Source organism: Actinoplanes sp. OR16 (assembly GCF_004001265.1).
Taxonomy (GTDB): Bacteria; Actinomycetota; Actinomycetes; order Mycobacteriales; family Micromonosporaceae; genus Actinoplanes.
Map to the genome: position 1 here is coordinate 4,021,544 of NZ_AP019371.1, position 18,141 is coordinate 4,039,684.

Below are 18,141 nucleotides of genomic sequence, written 5' to 3' on the forward strand. Positions count from 1 at the left end.
TCGCAGGCCTATTTCCATCGGGGGATCAGCGGGAGTTCGCCGTCGGGCGAGACGGTGAGGTCGGCGCCGCCGGCCCGGCCGGCCAGCCAGGCGGCGAGCGACTTGGTCGGGCCGCTGACCGCCGGGCCGTCGCCCTCGCCGAGCTGCAGCGGGTGCTCCAGGCCGAGCGGTCGCAGGGTGAGGGCGGGTGAGCCCTCCGGCGCCGCCGCGACGATCTCCCGGAGCAGTCGTAGCGCGAACGCGTCCGTCCAGTCGGCCGGTGTATAGCCCCGGTCCAGGTCGACGCGGTGCACCTCCACCTCGCGCAGCCGGGCCCACGGCACGCCGGCGGCGGACTGGCCGATCGGTGGCAAGTGGGCGGCCCAGGCCGCGGCGGGCATCGCGGCGGCCGCGTCGGCGAACCGGTCGTGCGCGGCCCGCAGATCGCCGAGCTGCTCGGCGAGCGGGCGGCGGCACCCGGCCTCGATGCCCTCCTCGCGGGCGGCCGGGTTCGCGTACGCCGGGGTCTCCACCCCGGTCCGCGCCCAGACCAGCAGGTTCGTATAGGCCTCGGCGTTGCGGGCGAGGTGGGTCAGGACGTGCCCGACCGTCCACCCCGGCAGTCCGGACGGCTCGGCGACCACCGACGGGTCCCAGCCCTCCGCCTCACGAAGCAGCGCCTCGGTGGACTGCTCCACGTCGGTCATCAGCACCAGCGGATCCATGGTCACGGACCGACCCTATCGGAATTCGCTTTCGTCCCGGTCACGGTCGCCGTACCGTCGTCGTCAGCCGCGTAGATCGATCGAATCCCAGCGGAGGAGGTGAGCAAGGTGCTGTTCCCCTACGTCGCGTCTTCTCACCCGGGGGCCACTGGACGTTCCCCACAACCGTAAGGATTCCCATGTCGTACGACCTGTCCCAGCTGGGCTGGGACGACACCTTCGTATCCGCGTACCGGCCATTCGACCGTTCCGACGCGCTTCCCGGCCGGGTCCTGCGCGCCGACCGCGGCATCTGCACCGTCATCACCGGGAGCGGCGTGAGCCGGGCGAGCCTCGGTGGCGGCGTCCTGCTCGACGCCTCCCGCGACCCGGCCCGGCTGCCCTGCTCCGGCGACTGGGTGGTGCTGCGCCAGTGGCCGGATCGGCGCACCACCCTCGAACTCGTGCTGCCCCGGCGTACCACTCTGATCCGCCGGACCGCCGACAAGGACTCGTCCGGCCAGGTCCTCGCCGCCAACATGGACACCGTCGCGGTGACCGAGCCGATCCACCCCGAGCCGGACGACGCCCGGGTCGAGCGCCTGCTCGCCCTGGCCTGGGAGTCCGGCGCCACGCCGCTGCTGGTCCTGACCAAGTGCGACACCACCCCCGACCCGGCCGCGATGGCCCGCCAGCTGGCCGAGCTGGCCCCGGGTGTCCGGGTGATCCCGCTCAGCACCCGGACCGGGCAGGGCCTGGCCGAGCTGCGGGAACACGTGACACCCGGCCGCACGCTGGCCCTGCTGGGCCGATCCGGGGCCGGCAAGTCCACCCTGGTGAACGCGCTGGCCGGCACGGCGGTCATGCCGGTGCAGGCGATCCGGGACGCCGACGGCAAGGGCCGGCACACCACGGCGTACCGGAACATGGTCACGCTCCCCGGCGGAGGTGCGGTGATCGACACACCCGGCATCAGAGGCGTGGGTCTCCTGGACACCGCCGCCGGCCTGGACCGCGCGTTCGCCGACGTCACCGAGCTCGCCGCTCGCTGCCGCTTCGACGACTGCGACCACGAGTCCGAGCCGGGGTGCGAGGTGCAGGCGGCCCTCGCCGCGGGTGAGATCACGGCACGCCGGCTCGCCAGCTATCGGAAGCTGCGTCATGAGGTGGCGGTGGAGAGCGGCCGTCGTTCCGCTCGGCTTGCTCGCAGGGCGCGGTGACCCGTACGGAATAAAGGGCTGGCAGAATTCGGCCGGTGCGTGCGGCAGAAGAAGTGATCGAGGAACCGGTGGTCACGGCGGAGAAGACCCCGCCGGGGAGCAGGATCCGGCGGGCCGATGTCCTGGTTCCGGCCGGTTTCCTGCTTCTGGCCGTCCTCGTGATGATCCAGCTCTGGATCGATCCGAACGGCCGGGTGCTGGCCAGCAACGACGACGACCACGGGGTCTTCCTCTTCGTGCTGGCGCACGCCGAACGCGTGGTGTTCGACGGCGCGTACCCGTTCTTCACCGACCGGCTGAACGCGCCGGTCGGCGTGAACATGATGGCGAACACGTCGATCCTGGCGCTCAGCCTGCCGCTCGCCCCGATCACCCACTTCTTCGGCCCGGGCGTCTCGGTGGCCCTGCTGCTGACGCTGGGTCTCGCCGGCACCGCCTACGCCTGGTACTGGGTGCTCTCCCGGCACCTGGTGGAGAGCCGGCTCGCGGCGGCGATCGGCGGCGCCTTCTGCGGCTTCGCGCCGACCATGGTGTCGCACGCGAACGGGCACGTGAACTTCGTGAACCAGTACGTCGTGCCGTTCATCGTCTGGCAGGTGCTGCGCCTGCGGGAGCCGGGCCGGGCGGTGCGCGGCGGGATCATCCTCGGGCTGCTGATCGTGCTGCAGTGCTTCATCAACGAGGAGACGCTGCTCTTCACGGCGCTCACGCTCGGGGTGTTCGTGCTGGCCTACGGGCTCATGCGGCGGGACGTGGTGCGGGACGTCTGGCGGCGCTTCCTGGCCGGGCTCGGCGTGGCCGCGGCGACCGCCGGGGTGCTGCTGGCGTACCCGCTCTGGTACCAGTTCTTCGCCCCCGGCAACTACCACGGCCAGCCGTTCTCGCCGGACATGTACGTCACCGACCTCGCCTCGCTGATCGGGTTCGCCCGCCAGTCGGTGGCCGGCAACGCCGCCCTGACCCGGGAGATGAGCGTGAGCGCGACCGAGGACAACACGTTCTTCGGCCCGTTCGGGTTCGTCATGATCGTGGTGTCGGTGGTGATGCTGTGGCGCTCGGCCGCGGCCCGGGCCGCCGCGATCGCCGGGCTGGTGCTGCTGCTCATGTCGTTCGGGCCGGTGCTGAAGGTCTTCGGCCACGACACCGGGATCCCGCTGCCGTTCGGCCTGATCAGCCACGTGCCGATCATCGACCTGGTCAGTGTGACGAGGTTCGCGATGGTTCCGGCGACGGTCGCCGGAGTTCTGCTGGCGCTGGCCGCGGACAAGGTCCGGGACAATCGGATCTTCTGGGTGGGCATGACCCTCGCGCTCGTGCCGCTGATCCCCAAGCCCCTGCCGGTCGTCGAGGGCCAGCCTCTCCCGCCGTTCCTCACTCAGGGGATCTACAAGGAGTACGTCGCCGACGACCGCACCCTGGTCACCGTGCCGCTGCCGGAGGTCACCACCGGCCGGGTCGGGATGCGCTGGGCCACGCTCATGAACCTCGACTACGCGACGCCGCGCGGCTACTTCATGGGCCCGGTGAACCCGCCGCTGGACGACACCGGATCGTGGAACGCGCCACGCCGGTTCACGTCCGATCTGCTCTGGGAGGTCCGGGAGTACGGCCGGGTGCCGCAGTTGACCGACGCCGACCGGGCCAGGATCACCGCGGATCTGGTCTACTGGCGGGCGGCGGTGGTGGTGCTGATTCCCGGCGGGCGCAACCCGGAAGCGCAGCGTGCGGTGCTGGTCGACGCGCTCGGCGAGCCGGAGTCGGTCGGCGGTGTGGAGATCTGGGACGTGCGAAGCCTCCCGGTTCCCCCGAAGGGATGACCGGGAATGTTCGCCATCTGCCACGCGCTGAACCTGGGTCGCCAGAAAATGTCGTACCCCGCGGCTAGAGTGGCTGGCTGACTTCAAACACCTGTACGGAGAGGCTGGCAGTGGCCGACCGACTCACCATCCGCGGCGCACGCGAGCACAACTTGCGTGACGTCAACCTGGACCTGCCCCGCGATGCCATGATCGTCTTCACTGGCCTCTCCGGTTCCGGCAAGTCCAGCCTCGCGTTCGACACGATCTTCGCGGAGGGCCAGCGGCGTTACGTCGAGTCCCTCTCGTCATATGCGCGGCAGTTCCTCGGGCAGATGGACAAGCCCGACGTCGACTTCATCGAGGGCCTCTCACCGGCCGTCTCGATCGACCAGAAGTCGACGAACCGCAACCCGCGCTCGACCGTCGGCACCATCACCGAGGTCTACGACTATCTGCGCCTGCTCTTCGCCCGCACCGGCATCCCGCACTGCCCGGTCTGCGGTGAGCGGATCAGCAAGCAGACCCCGCAGCAGATCGTCGACCGGGTCCTCGCCATGGACGAGGGCACCCGGTTCATGGTCCTGGCACCGGTGGTCCGCGGCCGCAAGGGCGAATACGTCGACCTCTTCGCCGAGCTCCAGGCCAAGGGCTATGCCCGGGCCCGGGTCAACGGCGTGGTGCACCCGCTCACCGAGCCGCCGAAGCTGAAGAAGCAGGAGAAGCACACCATCGAGGTGGTGGTCGACCGGCTCAGCGTGAAGGCGTCCAGCAAGCAGCGGCTCACCGACTCGGTGGAGGCGGCGCTCGGCCTGGCCGGCGGCATCGTCCTGCTCGACTTCGTCGACCTGCCGGAGGACGACCCGGAGCGGGAGCGGCGCTTCTCCGAGCACCTCGCCTGCCCGAACGACCACCCGCTGGCGATCGAGGACCTCGAGCCCCGGGTCTTCTCCTTCAACGCGCCCTACGGCGCCTGTCCCGAGTGCACCGGCCTCGGCACCAAGAAGGAGGTCGACCCCGAGCTGATCATCCCGGACGAGGAGGCCACCCTCCGGTCCGGCGCGATCCAGCCGTGGGCCGGCGGCACCACCCAGGAATACTTCCTCCGCCTGCTGGAGGCGCTCGCGTCCGCCGAGAGCTTCTCGCTCGACACGCCGTGGCGGGCCCTGCCCAGCCGCGTGCAGAAGACGATCCTGCACGGCGCGGAGGACCAGGTCCACGTCCGCTACCGCAACAAGTACGGGCGGGAGCGCTCCTACTACACCGGCTTCGAGGGCGTGGTGCAGTGGATCGAGCGGCGGCACAACGACACCGAGAGCGACTGGTCGCGCGAGAAGTACGAGGGGTACATGCGCGACGTGCCCTGCAAGGTCTGCGGCGGCGCCCGCCTCAAGCCCGAGGTGCTCGCGGTGACCGTGGCCGGCAAGAGCATCGCCGAGGTCTGCAACCTGTCCGTCGGCGAGTGCGCCGAGCTGCTCGCCGGCATCGAGCTCGACGACCGGCAGAAGATGATCGCCGAGCGGGTGCTCAAGGAGATCAACGCCCGGCTGCGCTTCCTGGTCGACGTCGGCCTCGACTACCTGTCGCTGGACCGCGGAGCCGGCACCCTCTCCGGTGGTGAGGCGCAGCGCATCCGGCTCGCGACCCAGATCGGGTCCGGCCTGGTCGGCGTCCTCTACGTGCTGGACGAGCCGTCGATCGGCCTGCACCAGCGTGACAACCACCGGCTCATCGAGACGCTGGTCCGGCTCCGCGACCTCGGCAACACGCTGATCGTGGTGGAGCACGACGAGGACACCATCCGCACCGCCGACTGGATCGTCGACATCGGGCCCGGCGCCGGTGAGCACGGCGGCCACATCGTGCACAGCGGCACCGTCGACGGCCTGCTGAAGAACGCTGAGTCGCCGACCGGCGCCTACCTGTCCGGCCGCAAGTCGATCCCGATCCCGGCCGGCCGCCGGCCGCAGACGCCGGGCCGCGAGGTCGTGGTGCACGGCGCCCGCGAGCACAACCTGCGCAACCTGACCGTCCCGTTCCCGCTCGGCCAGTTCATCGCGGTGACCGGGGTCAGCGGCTCGGGTAAGTCGACGCTGGTCAACGACATCCTGCACACCGTGATGGCGAACCAGATCAACCGCGCGCGGCAGGTTCCCGGCCGGCACACGAAGGTCACCGGCCTGGAGAACGTCGACAAGGTGGTCGGCGTCGACCAGTCGCCGATCGGGCGGACCCCGCGGTCCAACCCGGCCACCTACACCGGTGTCTTCGACCACGTGCGCAAGCTCTTCGCGGAGACCGCCGAGGCGAAGGTCAGGGGTTACGGTCCCGGCCGCTTCTCCTTCAACGTCAAGGGCGGCCGCTGCGAGAACTGCTCCGGTGACGGCACCATCAAGATCGAGATGAACTTCCTGCCGGACGTCTACGTCCCGTGCGAGGTGTGCAAGGGCGCTCGGTACAACCGGGAGACCCTCGAGGTGCACTACAAGGGGAAGACCATCTCCGAGGTGCTGGAGATGCCGATCGAGGAGGCCGCCGACTTCTTCGCGGCGCTCCCGTCGATCCACCGGCACCTGCGCACCCTGGTCGACGTCGGCCTGGGCTACGTCCGCCTCGGCCAGCCGGCGACCACCCTCTCCGGTGGTGAGGCGCAGCGTGTGAAGCTCGCCTCGGAGCTGCAGAAGCGGTCGACCGGCCGGACCGTCTACGTCCTCGACGAGCCGACCACCGGTCTGCACTTCGAAGACATCCGCAAGCTGCTCATCGTGCTGAACGGCCTGGTCGACAAGGGCAACACGGTGATCACCATCGAGCACAACCTGGACGTCATCAAGACGGCGGACTGGCTGATCGACATGGGTCCGGAAGGCGGCAGCAAGGGCGGTCTGGTGCTCGCTGCCGGTACGCCCGAGGAGCTCGCCGAGGTGCCGGAGAGCCACACCGGGCAGTTCCTGCGGCACGTGCTCGGCCTCGACGGCGAGGCCGCCGGGTCCAAGGCGGCGACCAGCCGGGCGGCGAAGGCGAACGCCGCTCCCGCGGCCCGCAAAACCCGGGCGAAGGCGACTGTTTAGGAATTTCTTAGACCGCTCATAGCGATGCTGCCCGGTCGGGAAACTAACCTCGGCCGGGCGGCCAGCGGGCATGATTCCGGCGGAAACGGTGAACTGATCAACTGCCCGGCCGCGTACCTAGGGGCGACTCCGCGTGATTGCCGAGCGGAAACCAGTACTGGAGGGCAACACATGACCGACGTGCAGACGAGGACCGAGGCCGAGACCCAGCACCAGTGCGGGAGCACCGGCGGGACCTCGACGCGGCGCTGCATCCTGGTCGGCGCCGGAGCGATCGGCGCGACCGCGGTTCTGGCGGCCTGCGGCACCTCGAGCAGTGGCACCAACCCGAACGGCACCGACTTCGACAGCGACCCGGTGCCGGCCGGCAGCACGGCGGCCGGCAGCGGCGACAGCGGCGACAGCGGCGGCGACTCCGGCGGCGGCGAGGTCGTGGCCGCGGCGGCCGACGTGACGGTCGGCGGTGGCCTGATCACCGACAAGCTGGTCGTGACGCAGCCGACCGAGGGCACCTACAAGGCGTTCAGCAAGGTCTGCACGCACCAGGGCTGCGAGGTCAGCGAGATCAAGGACGGGCAGATCATCTGCCGCTGTCACAACAGCTTCTTCTCGGTCAAGGACGGCGCGCCCACCTCCGGGCCGGCGCAGCAGCCGCTCGCCGAGACCAAGGTGGAGCTGGACGGCGACAACATCGTGATCGCGGCCTGACCCGCACAGCGCGTCCAGGCCGGAGATCCGGCGCCGTGGCGGCGGCACCGGACCTCCGGTCGGGCAATTCTGTCAGTCCCAGGCACTATCGTTGGGGTTGTGCCAGACCCGTCCACATATCGTCCCGCTCCAGGTACCATCCCGGACGCTCCGGGGGTCTACCGCTTCCGTGACCCGTCCGGCCGGGTGATCTACGTCGGCAAGGCGAAAAGCCTGCGCAACAGGCTCAACTCCTACTTCGCCGACGTGTGGTCGCTGCACGCGCGCACCCAGCAGATGGTCACCACGGCGGGCAGTGTGGACTGGGTCACCGTCGGGACCGAGGTCGAGGCGCTGCAGCTGGAGTTCTCCTGGATCAAGGAGTTCGATCCCCGCTTCAACGTCAAATATCGGGACGACAAGTCGTACCCGTTCTTGGCCGTCACCCTCAACGAGGAGTTCCCCCGCCTCCAGGTGATGCGCGGGGCGAAACGCAAGGGCGTGCGCTACTTCGGCCCCTATTCGCACGCCTGGGCCATCCGCGAGACGCTCGACCTGCTGCTCCGGGTCTTCCCGGCGCGCACCTGCTCGTCCGGCGTCTTCAAGCGGCACGGCCAGATCGGCCGCCCCTGCCTGCTGGGCTACATCGGCAAGTGCTCGGCGCCCTGCGTCGGCCAGGTCGACGCCGAGCAGCACCGCGCCATCGTCGACGACTTCTGCGATTTCATGGCCGGCCGCACCGACGCGTTCGTGAAACGGCTGGAGCGCGAGATGCTCCAGGCCTCCGAGGAGCTGGAGTTCGAGCGGGCGGCCCGGCTGCGCGACGACATCGCGGCCCTGCGCCGGGCCATGGAGAAGCAGACGGTGGTGCTCGGCGACGGCACCGACGCCGACGTGGTCGCGTTCGCCGAGGACCCCCTCGAGGCGGCGGTGCAGGTCTTCCACGTGCGCGACGGCCGGGTCCGGGGCCAGCGCGGCTGGGTGGTGGAGAAGGTCGAGGATCTGACCACCGGCGACCTGGTCCACCACTTCTGCACCCAGATGTACGGTGACGAGTCCGGTGAGGCCGACGTCCCCCGCGAGCTGCTGGTCCCGGCCCTGCCCGACGACGCCGACGCGCTCGCCGACTGGCTCAGCCAGCGCCGTGGCAGCCGGGTCAGCCTGCGGGTCGCGCAGCGCGGCGACAAGAAGGCGCTGGCCGAGACGGTGGCCCGCAACGCCGCCGAGTCGCTGCAGCGGCACAAGCTGCGCCGGGCCGGTGACCTCACCACCCGCAACAAGGCTCTCGAGGAGATCGCCGAGGCGCTCGGGCTGGATTCCGCGCCGCTGCGCATCGAGTGCTTCGACGTGTCGCAGATCCAGGGCACCGACGTGGTCGCCTCGATGGTCGTCTTCGAGGACGGCCTGGCCCGCAAGAGTGAATACCGCAAGTTCGCCGTCCGGGGCGCCACCGACGACCTCTCCGCGATGAGCGAGGTGATGCGGCGGCGGTTCGCGCGGTTCAAGGCGCAGGAGGGCGCCGACGGGCCGCGCGACCTCCCGGAGTCCGACCTGGCCGACGACGCCGCGGACGACCGGTTGCACGGCTACGAGCCGCCCGCCGCGGATCTTGAGGTGGCAGGCCCGCCGGCCGCGGAGCTGCCGGGCATCGATCCGCTGACCGGCAAGCCGCGCCGCTTCGCCTATCCGCCTCAGCTCGTCGTGGTGGACGGCGGACAGCCGCAGGTCAACGCCGTGGCCGCGGTCTTCTCCGAGCTGGGCATCACCGACGTGGCGCTGTGCGGCCTGGCGAAACGGCTGGAGGAGGTGTGGGTTCCGGGTGACGACTTCCCGGTGATCCTTCCTCGTACGTCGGAGGCTCTTTATCTCTTGCAGCGCGTGCGGGACGAGGCGCACCGGTTCGCGATCACCTTCCACCGGCAGCGCCGATCGAAGCGGATGACGGCGTCCGCGCTCGACGACATCGCTGGTCTCGGTGAGGTCCGGCGCAAGGCGCTGCTGCGGCATTTCGGCTCGCTGAAGCGGCTGGCGGCGGCGACTCCGGAAGAGATCACCGAGGTGCCGGGGATCGGGCGGCGGACCGCTGAGACGGTGCTGGCCGCTCTGAACCCGGACAGTTAGCGGACAGGCTGTCCGGCGGTCTACGGAGTCACCGTCGGCCTAGGATGTTGTGTCCGCGCGCAAGGATGCGAGCGGACGAAGATCTTGGACCGGCGCGGGAGGCGTGCGTGGACGAGGTAGTGGAGCCCGATGAGGCCGGCACCGACCTGGTGGTGGTGACCGGGCTCTCCGGCGGTGGGCGCAGCACTGTGGCCCGCGCCCTGGAGAACGTCGGCTTCTACGTGGTCGACAACCTGCCGCAGGCACTGATGCTGGAGATGGCCGAGCTGGCGTTCGCCGCCGGTGGCGCGGCCCGGCGCACCGCCATGGTGCTCGACGTGCGCAGCCGGGCGTTCTCCACCGACCTGGCCGGCGGGGTCCGCGCGCTCAAGGAGCGTGGTTTCACGCCGCGCGTGGTGTTCGTGGACGCCGACGACGAGGTGCTGATCCGGCGCTTCGAGTCGGTGCGGCGCTCGCACCCGCTGCAGGGCGACGGGCGGCTGGCCGACGGGATCGCGGCCGAGCGCAAGCTGCTCGAGGAGGCGCGCGACCAGGCCGATGTGATCATCGACACCAGCCATCTGAACGTGAACCAGCTGCGCCGCCGGGTCGAGGAGCTGTTCAGCGGCGACGACTCGCGGCGGCTGCGGATCACCGTGCTCTCCTTCGGCTTCAAGTACGGCCTGCCGCCGGACGCCGACTACGTGCTCGACGCCCGCTTCCTGCCGAACCCGTTCTGGGTGCCGGAGCTGCGTGAGCACACCGGCCTGGAGGAGGGTGTGAGCGGCTATGTCCTCGGTCAGGAGGGTGCGTCCGAGTTCGTCGGCACCTACGCCGGCCTGATCGCGGCGACCGCGCCGGGCTTCGAGCGCGAGGGCAAGCGCTACCTGACCGTCGCGATCGGCTGCACCGGCGGCAAGCACCGCAGTGTCGCGATCGCCGAGGAGCTCACCGCGAGGCTGGGCGGGATGCGGCTCTCCGCGCATACCTCCCACCGTGACCTGGGGCGCGAGTGACGGCGGCACCGATCCGGGTGGTCGCCTTCGGCGGCGGGCACGGCCTGAGCGCGTCGCTGCGTGCCCTGCGGCACTGCTCCCGCGAGCTCGAACTGGACATCACCGCGATAGTGACGGTGGGTGACGACGGCGGTTCCAGCGGTCGGCTGCGGGCCGAACGCGACGCGTTGCTGCCTCCGGGCGACCTGCGGCAGGCCCTCGCCGCGCTGGCCGCGGACGACCCGACGACCCGCCGGACCGCGAGCCTGATGCAGCACCGGTTCGCCGAGATGGCGGTGGTCCGGTCGGTGGGGGAGCGCCGGGCCGACCGGTCCAAGGACAGCCTGGCCGGGCATGCGGTCGGCAACCTGCTGCTGCTCGGGCTGATCGAGATGCTCGGCGACCCGGTGGTGGCGCTGGACCACGCGGCGGCGATGGTGGGCGCCCGGGGGCGGGTGCTGCCGATGGCGCTGCACGCCGTGGGCATCGAAGCCGACATAGAGGATCATTCAGGCCGATCCCTTCTCGTACGCGGGCAGCACTCGGTTGCGGTCGCCGACGGGAGGGTGACCGCCCTGCGGCTGGTGCCGGAGAACCCGCCGACCTGTCCCGAGGCGATCGAAGCGGTTCGTGCCGCCGACTGGTTGATCTTCGGACCGGGCAGCTGGTACACCAGCGTGCTACCGCATCTCCTGGTGCCGGAGCTGGCCGCGGCGATCGTGGCGAGCCCGGCCCGCCGGCTGGTCACGCTCAACCTGAGCGCCGACAAGGAGACGTCCGGGCTCTCCACGGCCGACCACCTGGCGGCGCTGCAGTGGTACCTCCCGGAGCTCCGGGTGGACACGGTGCTCGCCGACGCCAAGTGGGCGGGCGAGCCGGAACCGGTGCGGGCAGCCGCTCAGGAGCTGGGCGCGGAGCTGGTATTGGCACCCGTCGCCGTTGCGGACGGCAGCCCACGGCATGATCCTGAGTCGTTGGGCGTTGCACTGGTGCCAGTATTGGGCGCCGCTCGTTAGTTACTGGCGTAGCTCGGCACACAATGTTCAAGATCCGGCGCATGAGGTGACGATTCGATGGCGATGACGGCAGCGGTCAAGGACGAGCTGAGCCGGGTCGACGTGCCCAAGCCCTGTTGCCGGAGGGCCGAGATGGCGGCCCTGTTGCGTTTCGCGGGTGGGCTGCACATCGTGTCCGGCCGGGTCGTGGTCGAGGCCGAGCTGGACACCGGCGCCGTCGCCCGGCGGCTGCGGCGCGAGATCGCCGACGTCTACGGCTACCAGAGCGAGGTCCACGTGCTGGCCTCCGGCGGCCTGCGCAAGGGCAGCCACTACATCGTGCGGATCGTCAAGGACGGCGAGGTGCTGGCGCGCCAGACCGGCCTGCTCGACGTGCGCGGCCGGCCGGTGCGCGGACTGCCGCAGCACGTGGTGAACGGCAACGTCTGCTGCTCGGTCGCCGCCTGGCGGGGCGCGTTCATGGCGCACGGCTCGCTCACCGAGCCGGGCCGGTCCAGCGCCCTGGAGATCACCTGCCCGGGTCCGGAGGCGGCCCTCGCGCTGCGCGGCGCGGCCCGCCGCATCGGCATCACCGCGAAGGAGCGTGAGGTCCGCGGCGTCGACCGGGTGGTGATCAAGGACGGCGACGCGATCGCCGCGCTGCTGACCCGCATCGGCGCCCACTCCAGCGTGCTGGCCTGGGAGGAGCGCCGGGTCCGGCGCGAGGTCCGCGCCACCGCGAACCGGCTCGCCAACTTCGACGACGCCAACCTGCGCCGGTCCGCGCGGGCGGCGGTGGCGGCGGCGGCCCGGGTCACCCGTGCCCTGGAGATCCTCGCCGACGACGCGCCGAACCACCTGACCTCGGCCGGCCGGCTGCGCCTGGAGCACCGGCAGGCGTCCCTGGAGGAGCTGGGCGCGCTGGCCGACCCGCCGCTGACCAAGGACGCGATCGCCGGCCGGATCCGCCGCCTGCTGGCCCTCGCCGACAAGCGCGCCCGGGACCTCGGCATTCCGGATACTGAGGCGGCCGTCACACCCGAGATGATGGCTTGCTAGTGACTTTCGGCCCTCAGCTCGGGGCCCTGGTTTAGATAACGTTCAGGTCGCGGCCCCGCCGCTCCGCCGGTACCCGCCCTCGGCTAGGGTCACTGGTGACGGCGACGGTGCCGGCAGTCCGGCCGAACCCCCCGCTGTGATCTCGCTCCTTCGGGCGCGGCGGCCGGGCGCCATTGGACGCGGCCCTCCACCTGGCGGGCATGCAGACCCTCCGCCGGTCGCAGAACCCGGCGGACCGAAACGAGGAGACCACCTGTGACCATCCGGGTTGGCATCAACGGCTTCGGCCGTATCGGTCGTAACTTCTTCCGCGCGGTGCTGGCGTCCGGCGCCGACATCGAGATCGTCGGCGTGAACGACCTGACCGACAACGCCACGCTGGCGCACCTGCTCAAGTACGACAGCATCCTGGGCCGTCTGGGCCACGAGGTGAAGGCGTCCGCCGACGAGATCACCGTCGGTGGCAAGTCGTTCAAGGCGTTCGCCGAGCGCGACCCGAACAACCTGCCCTGGGGCGACCTGGGCGCCGACGTCGTCATCGAGTCGACCGGCTTCTTCACCGACGCCACCAAGGCGAAGGCGCACGTCGACAAGGGCGCCAAGAAGGTCATCATCTCGGCTCCGGCCAAGAACGAGGACATCACGATCGTGATGGGCGTCAACGACGGCCTCTACGACTCGGCGAAGCACACCATCATCTCGAACGCTTCGTGCACCACGAACTGCCTCGCCCCGATGGCGAAGGTCCTGAACGACACGATCGGGATCGAAAAGGGTCTGATGACCACGATCCACGCGTACACCCAGGACCAGAACCTGCAGGACGGCCCGCACAGCGACCTGCGCCGCGCCCGCGCCGCCGCGCTGAACATCGTGCCGACCTCGACCGGTGCCGCCAAGGCCGTCAGCCTGGTGCTGCCGGAGCTCAAGGGCAAGCTGGACGGCTTCGCGCTCCGGGTGCCGATCCCCACCGGTTCGGCCACCGACCTGACCTTCACCGCCGCCCGTGACACCACGGTCGAAGAGGTCAACGCCGCGATCAAGGCCGCGGCCGAGGGCCCGCTCAAGGGCATCCTGGTCTACACCGAGGACGCGATCGTGTCGGCCGACATCGTCACCGACCCGGCCTCCTGCATCTTCGACGCCGGCCTCACCAAGGTCATCGGCGGCAACCAGGTCAAGGTCGTCGGCTGGTACGACAACGAGTGGGGCTACTCGAACCGCCTCGTCGACCTGGTCAAGCTGGTCGGGGCCTGATCTATCTTGAAGACTCTCGACGACTTGCTCGGCGAGGGTGTCTCGGGTCGGCGCGTGTTCGTGCGCGCCGACCTGAACGTCCCGTTCGACAAGGCCAATCCGGGCGTCATCAGTGACGACGGCCGCGCCCGCGCGGTGCTGCCGACGCTGATCGCCCTGCGTGACGCGGGCGCCCGCGTGATCGTGGCGTCGCACCTGGGCCGCCCGAAGGGCGCGCCGGACCCCAAGTTCACCCTGGAGCCGGTCGCGAAGCGGCTGGGCGAGCTGCTCGGCTCGTCGGTCGTCTTCGCCACCGACACGGTGGGCGCCTCCGCTTCGGCCGCCGTGTCGGCGCTCGAGGACGGCCAGGTCCTGCTGCTGGAGAACCTGCGGTTCAACGCCGGTGAGACCTCGAAGGACGACGCCGAGCGCGGCGCCTTCGCGGACCAGCTCGCCGCGTTCGCCGACTACTACGTCGACGACGCGTTCGGCGCGGTGCACCGCAAGCACGCCTCGGTGTACGACGTGCCCGCCCGCCTGCCGCACTACGCCGGTGGCCTCGTCCTCAAGGAGGTCGAGGTCCTCAAGAAGGTGTCGGAGAGCCCGGAGCAGCCCTACGTCGTCGTTCTCGGCGGCTCCAAGGTCTCCGACAAGCTCGCCGTCATCCAGGCGCTGCTGCCCAAGGTGGACAAGCTGCTCGTCGGTGGCGGCATGTGCTTCACGTTCCTCAAGGCGCAGGGTCACGAGGTGGGTAAATCCCTCCTCGAATCCGAGATGATCGACACGTGTAAGCAGCTCCTCGAGCAGGCTGACGGCCGGATCGTGCTCCCGGTCGACGTCGTGGCGGCCACTGAGTTCTCGGCGGACGCCGAGCACGCGGTCTCCGACATCTCGGATATTCCCGCCGACCGGCTCGGTCTCGACATCGGCCCGCGCTCCACGGAACTGTTCGCGTCCGCGATCGCCGGTGCGAAGACCGTCTTCTGGAACGGCCCGATGGGCGTCTTCGAGCTCGCCCCGTTCGCCGCGGGCACCCGTGGCGTCGCCGAGGCGATCACCAAGATCGACGGCTTCTCGGTCGTCGGCGGCGGCGACTCGGCCGCCGCGGTCCGCACCCTCGGCCTGGACGAGACCGCGTTCGGCCACATCTCCACCGGCGGGGGCGCGTCCCTGGAGTACCTCGAAGGCAAGACGCTGCCGGGCGTCGCCGCACTGGAGAAGTGAATGACGACCCCCCGTAAGCCGATCATCGCCGGCAACTGGAAGATGAACCTCAACCACTTCGAGGCGAATCTGCTGGTCCAGAAGCTGGCTGCCAGCCTCACCCCGGCGCAGCTCGACGCCGTCGAGACGGTCGTGCTGCCGCCCTTCACCGATCTGCGCACCGTGCAGACCGCTGTGGACGGCGACAAGCTCGGCATCGCGTACGGCGCGCAGGACATCTCGCAGCACGCGTCCGGCGCCTACACCGGTGAGATCGCCGGCTCGATGCTGGCCAAGCTGGGCTGCTCCTACGTGGTGATCGGGCACTCCGAGCGCCGCGAGTACCACAACGAGAGCGACGAGCTGATCAACGCGAAGATCAAGGCGGCCTTCGCGGCCGGCTTGACCCCGATCTTCTGCGTCGGCGAGGGGCTCTCGGTCCGCGAGGAGTCGAACCACGTCCCGCACTGCACCTCGCAGGTGGACGCGGGCCTCGACGGCCTCAAGGAAGACCAGATCAAGCAGATCGTCATCGCGTACGAGCCGGTCTGGGCGATCGGCACCGGCAAGACCGCGACCCCGGACGACGCCCAGGAGGTGTGCGGAGCGATCCGTGCCCGCCTGGCCGAGAAGTTCGGCGCCGACGTGGCCGAGGCGGTTCGCATCCAGTACGGCGGCTCGGTCAAGGCGGGCAACATCGCCTCGATCATGGCGCAGCCGGACGTGGACGGCGCCCTGGTCGGTGGCGCGGCTCTGGACGCCGAGGGCTTCGCGGCCATCGTGCGCTTCCCGGAGCACGTGGCTCGCTGATCATCAGGAACATCGTGCGTGCCCGGCCGTAACAAACGGCCGGGCACCCGCTATTGTGGGACGGCTTGCTGTGCCCTTCGAGAGGAATGATCCCGACCATGCCGATCGCGTTCGCGTACACGTTGATCGTGTTGCTGATCATCACCAGCATTCTGCTGACCCTGCTGATCCTGCTGCACCGTGGCAAGGGCGGCGGCATGTCGAGCATGTTCGGTGGCGGCGTCACCTCCAGCCTGGCCGGTTCCTCGGTCGCGGAGAAGAACCTCGACCGTTACACCGTGCTCGTCGGCATCATCTGGTTCGCCTGCATCGTGGGCCTCGGATTCTGGTTGAAGCTCGCCCTGCAGTGACGCTTCCTGACGGGCTCCTCTAGCCGTACAATCGCCGCGCGGCCGGTTTTTCCGGCCGCGCGGTTTTTTGTCCTCGCCGTCCGGTTTCGAACGATCTCGAAACAACCCCCCGTCCGGACGGCTCTCGTCAGGCCCCTCGAGACAGGAGTGACGTCCGTGTCCAGTGGCAGCGCTATCCGCGGCAGCCGTGTCGGGTCCAGCCCGATGCGGCCCGACGAGCGCACCGAACCCGCACCGCGCAGGCAGATCAGCTATTTCTGCGCGGCCGGCCACGACAGCCAGATCTGGTTCGCGGCGGAGGCCGCGGCCCCGGAGACGTGGGACTGCCCGCGCTGCGGTCAGCCGGCCGGCCTCGACCGGTCGAACCCGCCGGGACGGCTGCGCGTGGAGCCCTACAAGTCGCATCTCGCATATGTGAAGGAGCGCCGTTCCGAGGAGGACGCCCAGGCGATCCTCGCGGAGGCACTCGCGAAGCTGCGCCAGCGCCGCGGCGAATGACTGAGTGATTGGTGCCGGCCGCACGGGGGCGGCCGGCCCGTTCAGACGTCTCTGCCGAGGAACAGCGCGCCGGTGTCCTGCGTCGCGATGTCGTGGAAGCCCAGCCGCTTGTAGAAGGCGTAGGCGCCGTGGTTCTCCGGCGCCATCCCGAGGTGTACCCGCGGCACGCCGGCCGCGCGCAGGCCGTCCAGGAAGGCGGTCATCAGCCGCCGGCCGAGTCCCTGGCCCTGCGTCTCGGGCAGCAGGTCGATGTGCAGGTGCGCCGGGTAGGCCGTGAGCTCCGGCATGAGCATCCGCTCCGGCTCGCGGTGCAGGTCCAGCATCGTCTCGTCGCGCGGATCCCCGTCGACGAGGCGGTCCGCGGTGGCCGGCAGCCACGTGGCCCGGTACCACTTCACGAAGGCGGGCGTGTCCGCCGTACCGAGGATGTATCCCACCACCCGGCCGGATCCGTCGTCGACCACGTGCGCGTGTTCCGGCTCGTGCTCGACATAGGGCACCGCCCAGATGTCCCCGAGCAGGCGGTCCGAGCTGTACAGCCCGCGCGCGTCCTGACCGGCCGCGCCGGTCCGCGCACAGATGTCGTAGATCGCTTCGAGGTCACTGGCCCGGTAACTGCGGATCATCACCGGGCCAGTGTAGGAACAGCGGCCTCAGCGGATCTCGGCGGCGGCGGCCTCATCGAGGAGCCAGAGCGTCTTCTGTACGCCGGTGGCGCTCGCCGCCGGCAGGTGAGCTCCGGAATGGACGGCCCCGATCGGGGATGCCTTGTCCGGCCCGGCCGCGATCAGCCAGACCTCCTCGGCGCTCTGGATCGTCGGGAACGTCAGCGTGACCCGGGTGGGCGGCGGCTTCGGACTGTCGAAGACCGCGGCCGCCGAACCCTCGGCCTGCAGACCGGGGTGGCCGGGGAAGAGCGACGCCACGTGACCGTCCTCGCCGACGCCGAGCATCAGCACGTCGAACCGGGGGAGAGGGCTGCCGAGCTCGTCGATGTACCGCGCGGCGGCGGCGATGGCGTCGTCGCCGTCCGGCCCGTCGGTGGCCGGCATGGCGTGCACCCGGGCCGGATCCAGCGGCAGCTTGTCCAGCAGGGCCTCGCGGGCCTGGGTCTCGTTGCGGTCCGGGTCGCCGGACGGCAGGAACCGCTCGTCGCCCCACCACAGGTCCACCCGGGACCAGTCGATCGCGGCGGAGGCGGGCAGCTCGCGGACCGCGTGCAGCACCTTCGCGGCGACCCGGCCGCCGGTCAGCACCACGCTCGCGTCACCGTGCACCGCCTGGGCGTCGATGATCTTGATGACGAGCCGTGCCGCCACCGTGGACGCCAGAACGTCGGCGTCCGGAACCACCACGACCACGGTCTCACTCATTTGGGGGTCTCCTTAGGAAAGGCCGCCCGCCGCGATGCGGCGGACGGCCTCGAAGTCGATGTTCG

16 protein-coding genes are annotated in these 18,141 nt (G+C 70.3%); 13 read left to right on the top strand and 3 right to left on the bottom strand.

Annotated features, from left to right (window positions below):
• Positions 1-8: 8 nt before the first annotated feature.
• The gene (locus EP757_RS18640; RefSeq protein WP_127547751.1) at positions 9-710 is read right to left on the bottom strand and encodes a maleylpyruvate isomerase family mycothiol-dependent enzyme; all 702 of its coding nucleotides are present in this window, start codon (positions 708-710) and stop codon (positions 9-11) included.
• A 173-nt stretch (positions 711-883) separates the two neighbouring features.
• Between EP757_RS18640 and rsgA the strand changes: the two genes are divergently transcribed.
• The 13 genes from rsgA to EP757_RS18705 all read left to right on the top strand — a co-directional run bounded on the left by rsgA (position 884) and on the right by EP757_RS18705 (position 16,703).
• Entirely contained in the window at positions 884-1,903 is a 1,020-nt protein-coding gene (gene rsgA, locus EP757_RS18645; RefSeq protein WP_127547753.1) for a ribosome small subunit-dependent GTPase A, read from the top strand.
• A 35-nt stretch (positions 1,904-1,938) separates the two neighbouring features.
• On the top strand, positions 1,939-3,720 hold the full coding sequence (locus tag EP757_RS18650; RefSeq protein WP_174262414.1) for a hypothetical protein: 1,782 nt from the start codon (positions 1,939-1,941) through the stop codon (positions 3,718-3,720).
• 110 nt (positions 3,721-3,830) lie between these two features.
• Positions 3,831-6,770, top strand: coding sequence for an excinuclease ABC subunit UvrA (gene uvrA, locus EP757_RS18655; protein ID WP_127547755.1), 2,940 nt, complete (start codon positions 3,831-3,833; stop codon positions 6,768-6,770).
• Positions 6,771-6,941: 171 nt separating this feature from the next.
• Positions 6,942-7,478 carry a Rieske (2Fe-2S) protein gene (locus tag EP757_RS18660; protein ID WP_127547757.1) on the top strand — a complete coding sequence of 179 codons (537 nt, stop codon included), beginning with the start codon at positions 6,942-6,944 and terminating at the stop codon, positions 7,476-7,478.
• 99 nt (positions 7,479-7,577) lie between these two features.
• Positions 7,578-9,578 carry an excinuclease ABC subunit UvrC gene (gene uvrC, locus EP757_RS18665; protein WP_127547759.1) on the top strand — a complete coding sequence of 667 codons (2,001 nt, stop codon included), beginning with the start codon at positions 7,578-7,580 and terminating at the stop codon, positions 9,576-9,578.
• A 65-nt stretch (positions 9,579-9,643) separates the two neighbouring features.
• Positions 9,644-10,573, top strand: coding sequence for an RNase adapter RapZ (rapZ, locus tag EP757_RS18670; protein ID WP_127547761.1), 930 nt, complete (start codon positions 9,644-9,646; stop codon positions 10,571-10,573).
• Positions 10,570-11,568, top strand: a complete 999-nt coding sequence (gene yvcK, locus EP757_RS18675; protein ID WP_127547763.1) for a uridine diphosphate-N-acetylglucosamine-binding protein YvcK — start codon at positions 10,570-10,572, stop codon at positions 11,566-11,568. Before rapZ ends, yvcK begins: the two co-directional genes overlap by 4 nt.
• 57 nt (positions 11,569-11,625) lie before the next feature.
• Positions 11,626-12,606 (top strand): DNA-binding protein WhiA, encoded by a 981-nt coding sequence (whiA, locus tag EP757_RS18680; RefSeq protein ID WP_127547765.1) that lies wholly within the window; start codon positions 11,626-11,628, stop codon positions 12,604-12,606.
• 255 nt (positions 12,607-12,861) lie between these two features.
• Complete coding sequence (gene gap / locus EP757_RS18685; protein ID WP_127547767.1) at positions 12,862-13,863, top strand: type I glyceraldehyde-3-phosphate dehydrogenase; 1,002 nt, start codon at positions 12,862-12,864, stop codon at positions 13,861-13,863.
• Between the two features lie 6 nt (positions 13,864-13,869).
• Positions 13,870-15,066, top strand: coding sequence for a phosphoglycerate kinase (gene pgk / locus EP757_RS18690; RefSeq protein ID WP_127547769.1), 1,197 nt, complete (start codon positions 13,870-13,872; stop codon positions 15,064-15,066).
• Complete coding sequence (gene tpiA / locus EP757_RS18695; RefSeq protein WP_127547771.1) at positions 15,067-15,855, top strand: triose-phosphate isomerase; 789 nt, start codon at positions 15,067-15,069, stop codon at positions 15,853-15,855. It abuts the gene before it with no gap.
• A gap of 98 nt (positions 15,856-15,953) precedes the next feature.
• A complete protein-coding gene (gene secG, locus EP757_RS18700) occupies positions 15,954-16,205 on the top strand; it encodes a preprotein translocase subunit SecG (protein WP_127547773.1) in 252 nt (83 codons plus the stop codon).
• Positions 16,206-16,361: 156 nt separating this feature from the next.
• Entirely contained in the window at positions 16,362-16,703 is a 342-nt protein-coding gene (locus tag EP757_RS18705) for an RNA polymerase-binding protein RbpA (protein WP_127547775.1), read from the top strand.
• A gap of 41 nt (positions 16,704-16,744) precedes the next feature.
• Here EP757_RS18705 and EP757_RS18710 read toward each other — a convergent pair whose 3' ends face one another.
• Complete coding sequence (locus tag EP757_RS18710) at positions 16,745-17,329, bottom strand: GNAT family N-acetyltransferase (RefSeq protein ID WP_127554312.1); 585 nt, start codon at positions 17,327-17,329, stop codon at positions 16,745-16,747.
• 27 nt (positions 17,330-17,356) lie between these two features.
• Positions 17,357-18,076 carry a 6-phosphogluconolactonase gene (gene pgl / locus EP757_RS18715; protein ID WP_127547777.1) on the bottom strand — a complete coding sequence of 240 codons (720 nt, stop codon included), beginning with the start codon at positions 18,074-18,076 and terminating at the stop codon, positions 17,357-17,359.
• Between the last annotated feature and the right edge of the window lie 65 nt (positions 18,077-18,141).

Bases quoted from the DNA above. Each gene is read 5' to 3' on its own strand.
- EP757_RS18660 (WP_127547757.1), top strand. From the start codon at position 6,942: ATGACCGACGTGCAGACGAGGACCGAGGCCGAGACCCAGCACCAGTGC.
- whiA (WP_127547765.1), top strand. From the start codon at position 11,626: ATGGCGATGACGGCAGCGGTCAAGGACGAGCTGAGCCGGGTCGACGTG.
- secG (WP_127547773.1), top strand. From the start codon at position 15,954: ATGCCGATCGCGTTCGCGTACACGTTGATCGTGTTGCTGATCATCACC.
- tpiA (WP_127547771.1), top strand. From the start codon at position 15,067: ATGACGACCCCCCGTAAGCCGATCATCGCCGGCAACTGGAAGATGAAC.
- EP757_RS18710 (WP_127554312.1), bottom strand. From the start codon at position 17,329: ATGATCCGCAGTTACCGGGCCAGTGACCTCGAAGCGATCTACGACATC.
- rapZ (WP_127547761.1), top strand. From the start codon at position 9,644: ATGCGAGCGGACGAAGATCTTGGACCGGCGCGGGAGGCGTGCGTGGAC.
- rsgA (WP_127547753.1), top strand. From the start codon at position 884: ATGTCGTACGACCTGTCCCAGCTGGGCTGGGACGACACCTTCGTATCC.
- pgl (WP_127547777.1), bottom strand. From the start codon at position 18,076: ATGAGTGAGACCGTGGTCGTGGTGGTTCCGGACGCCGACGTTCTGGCG.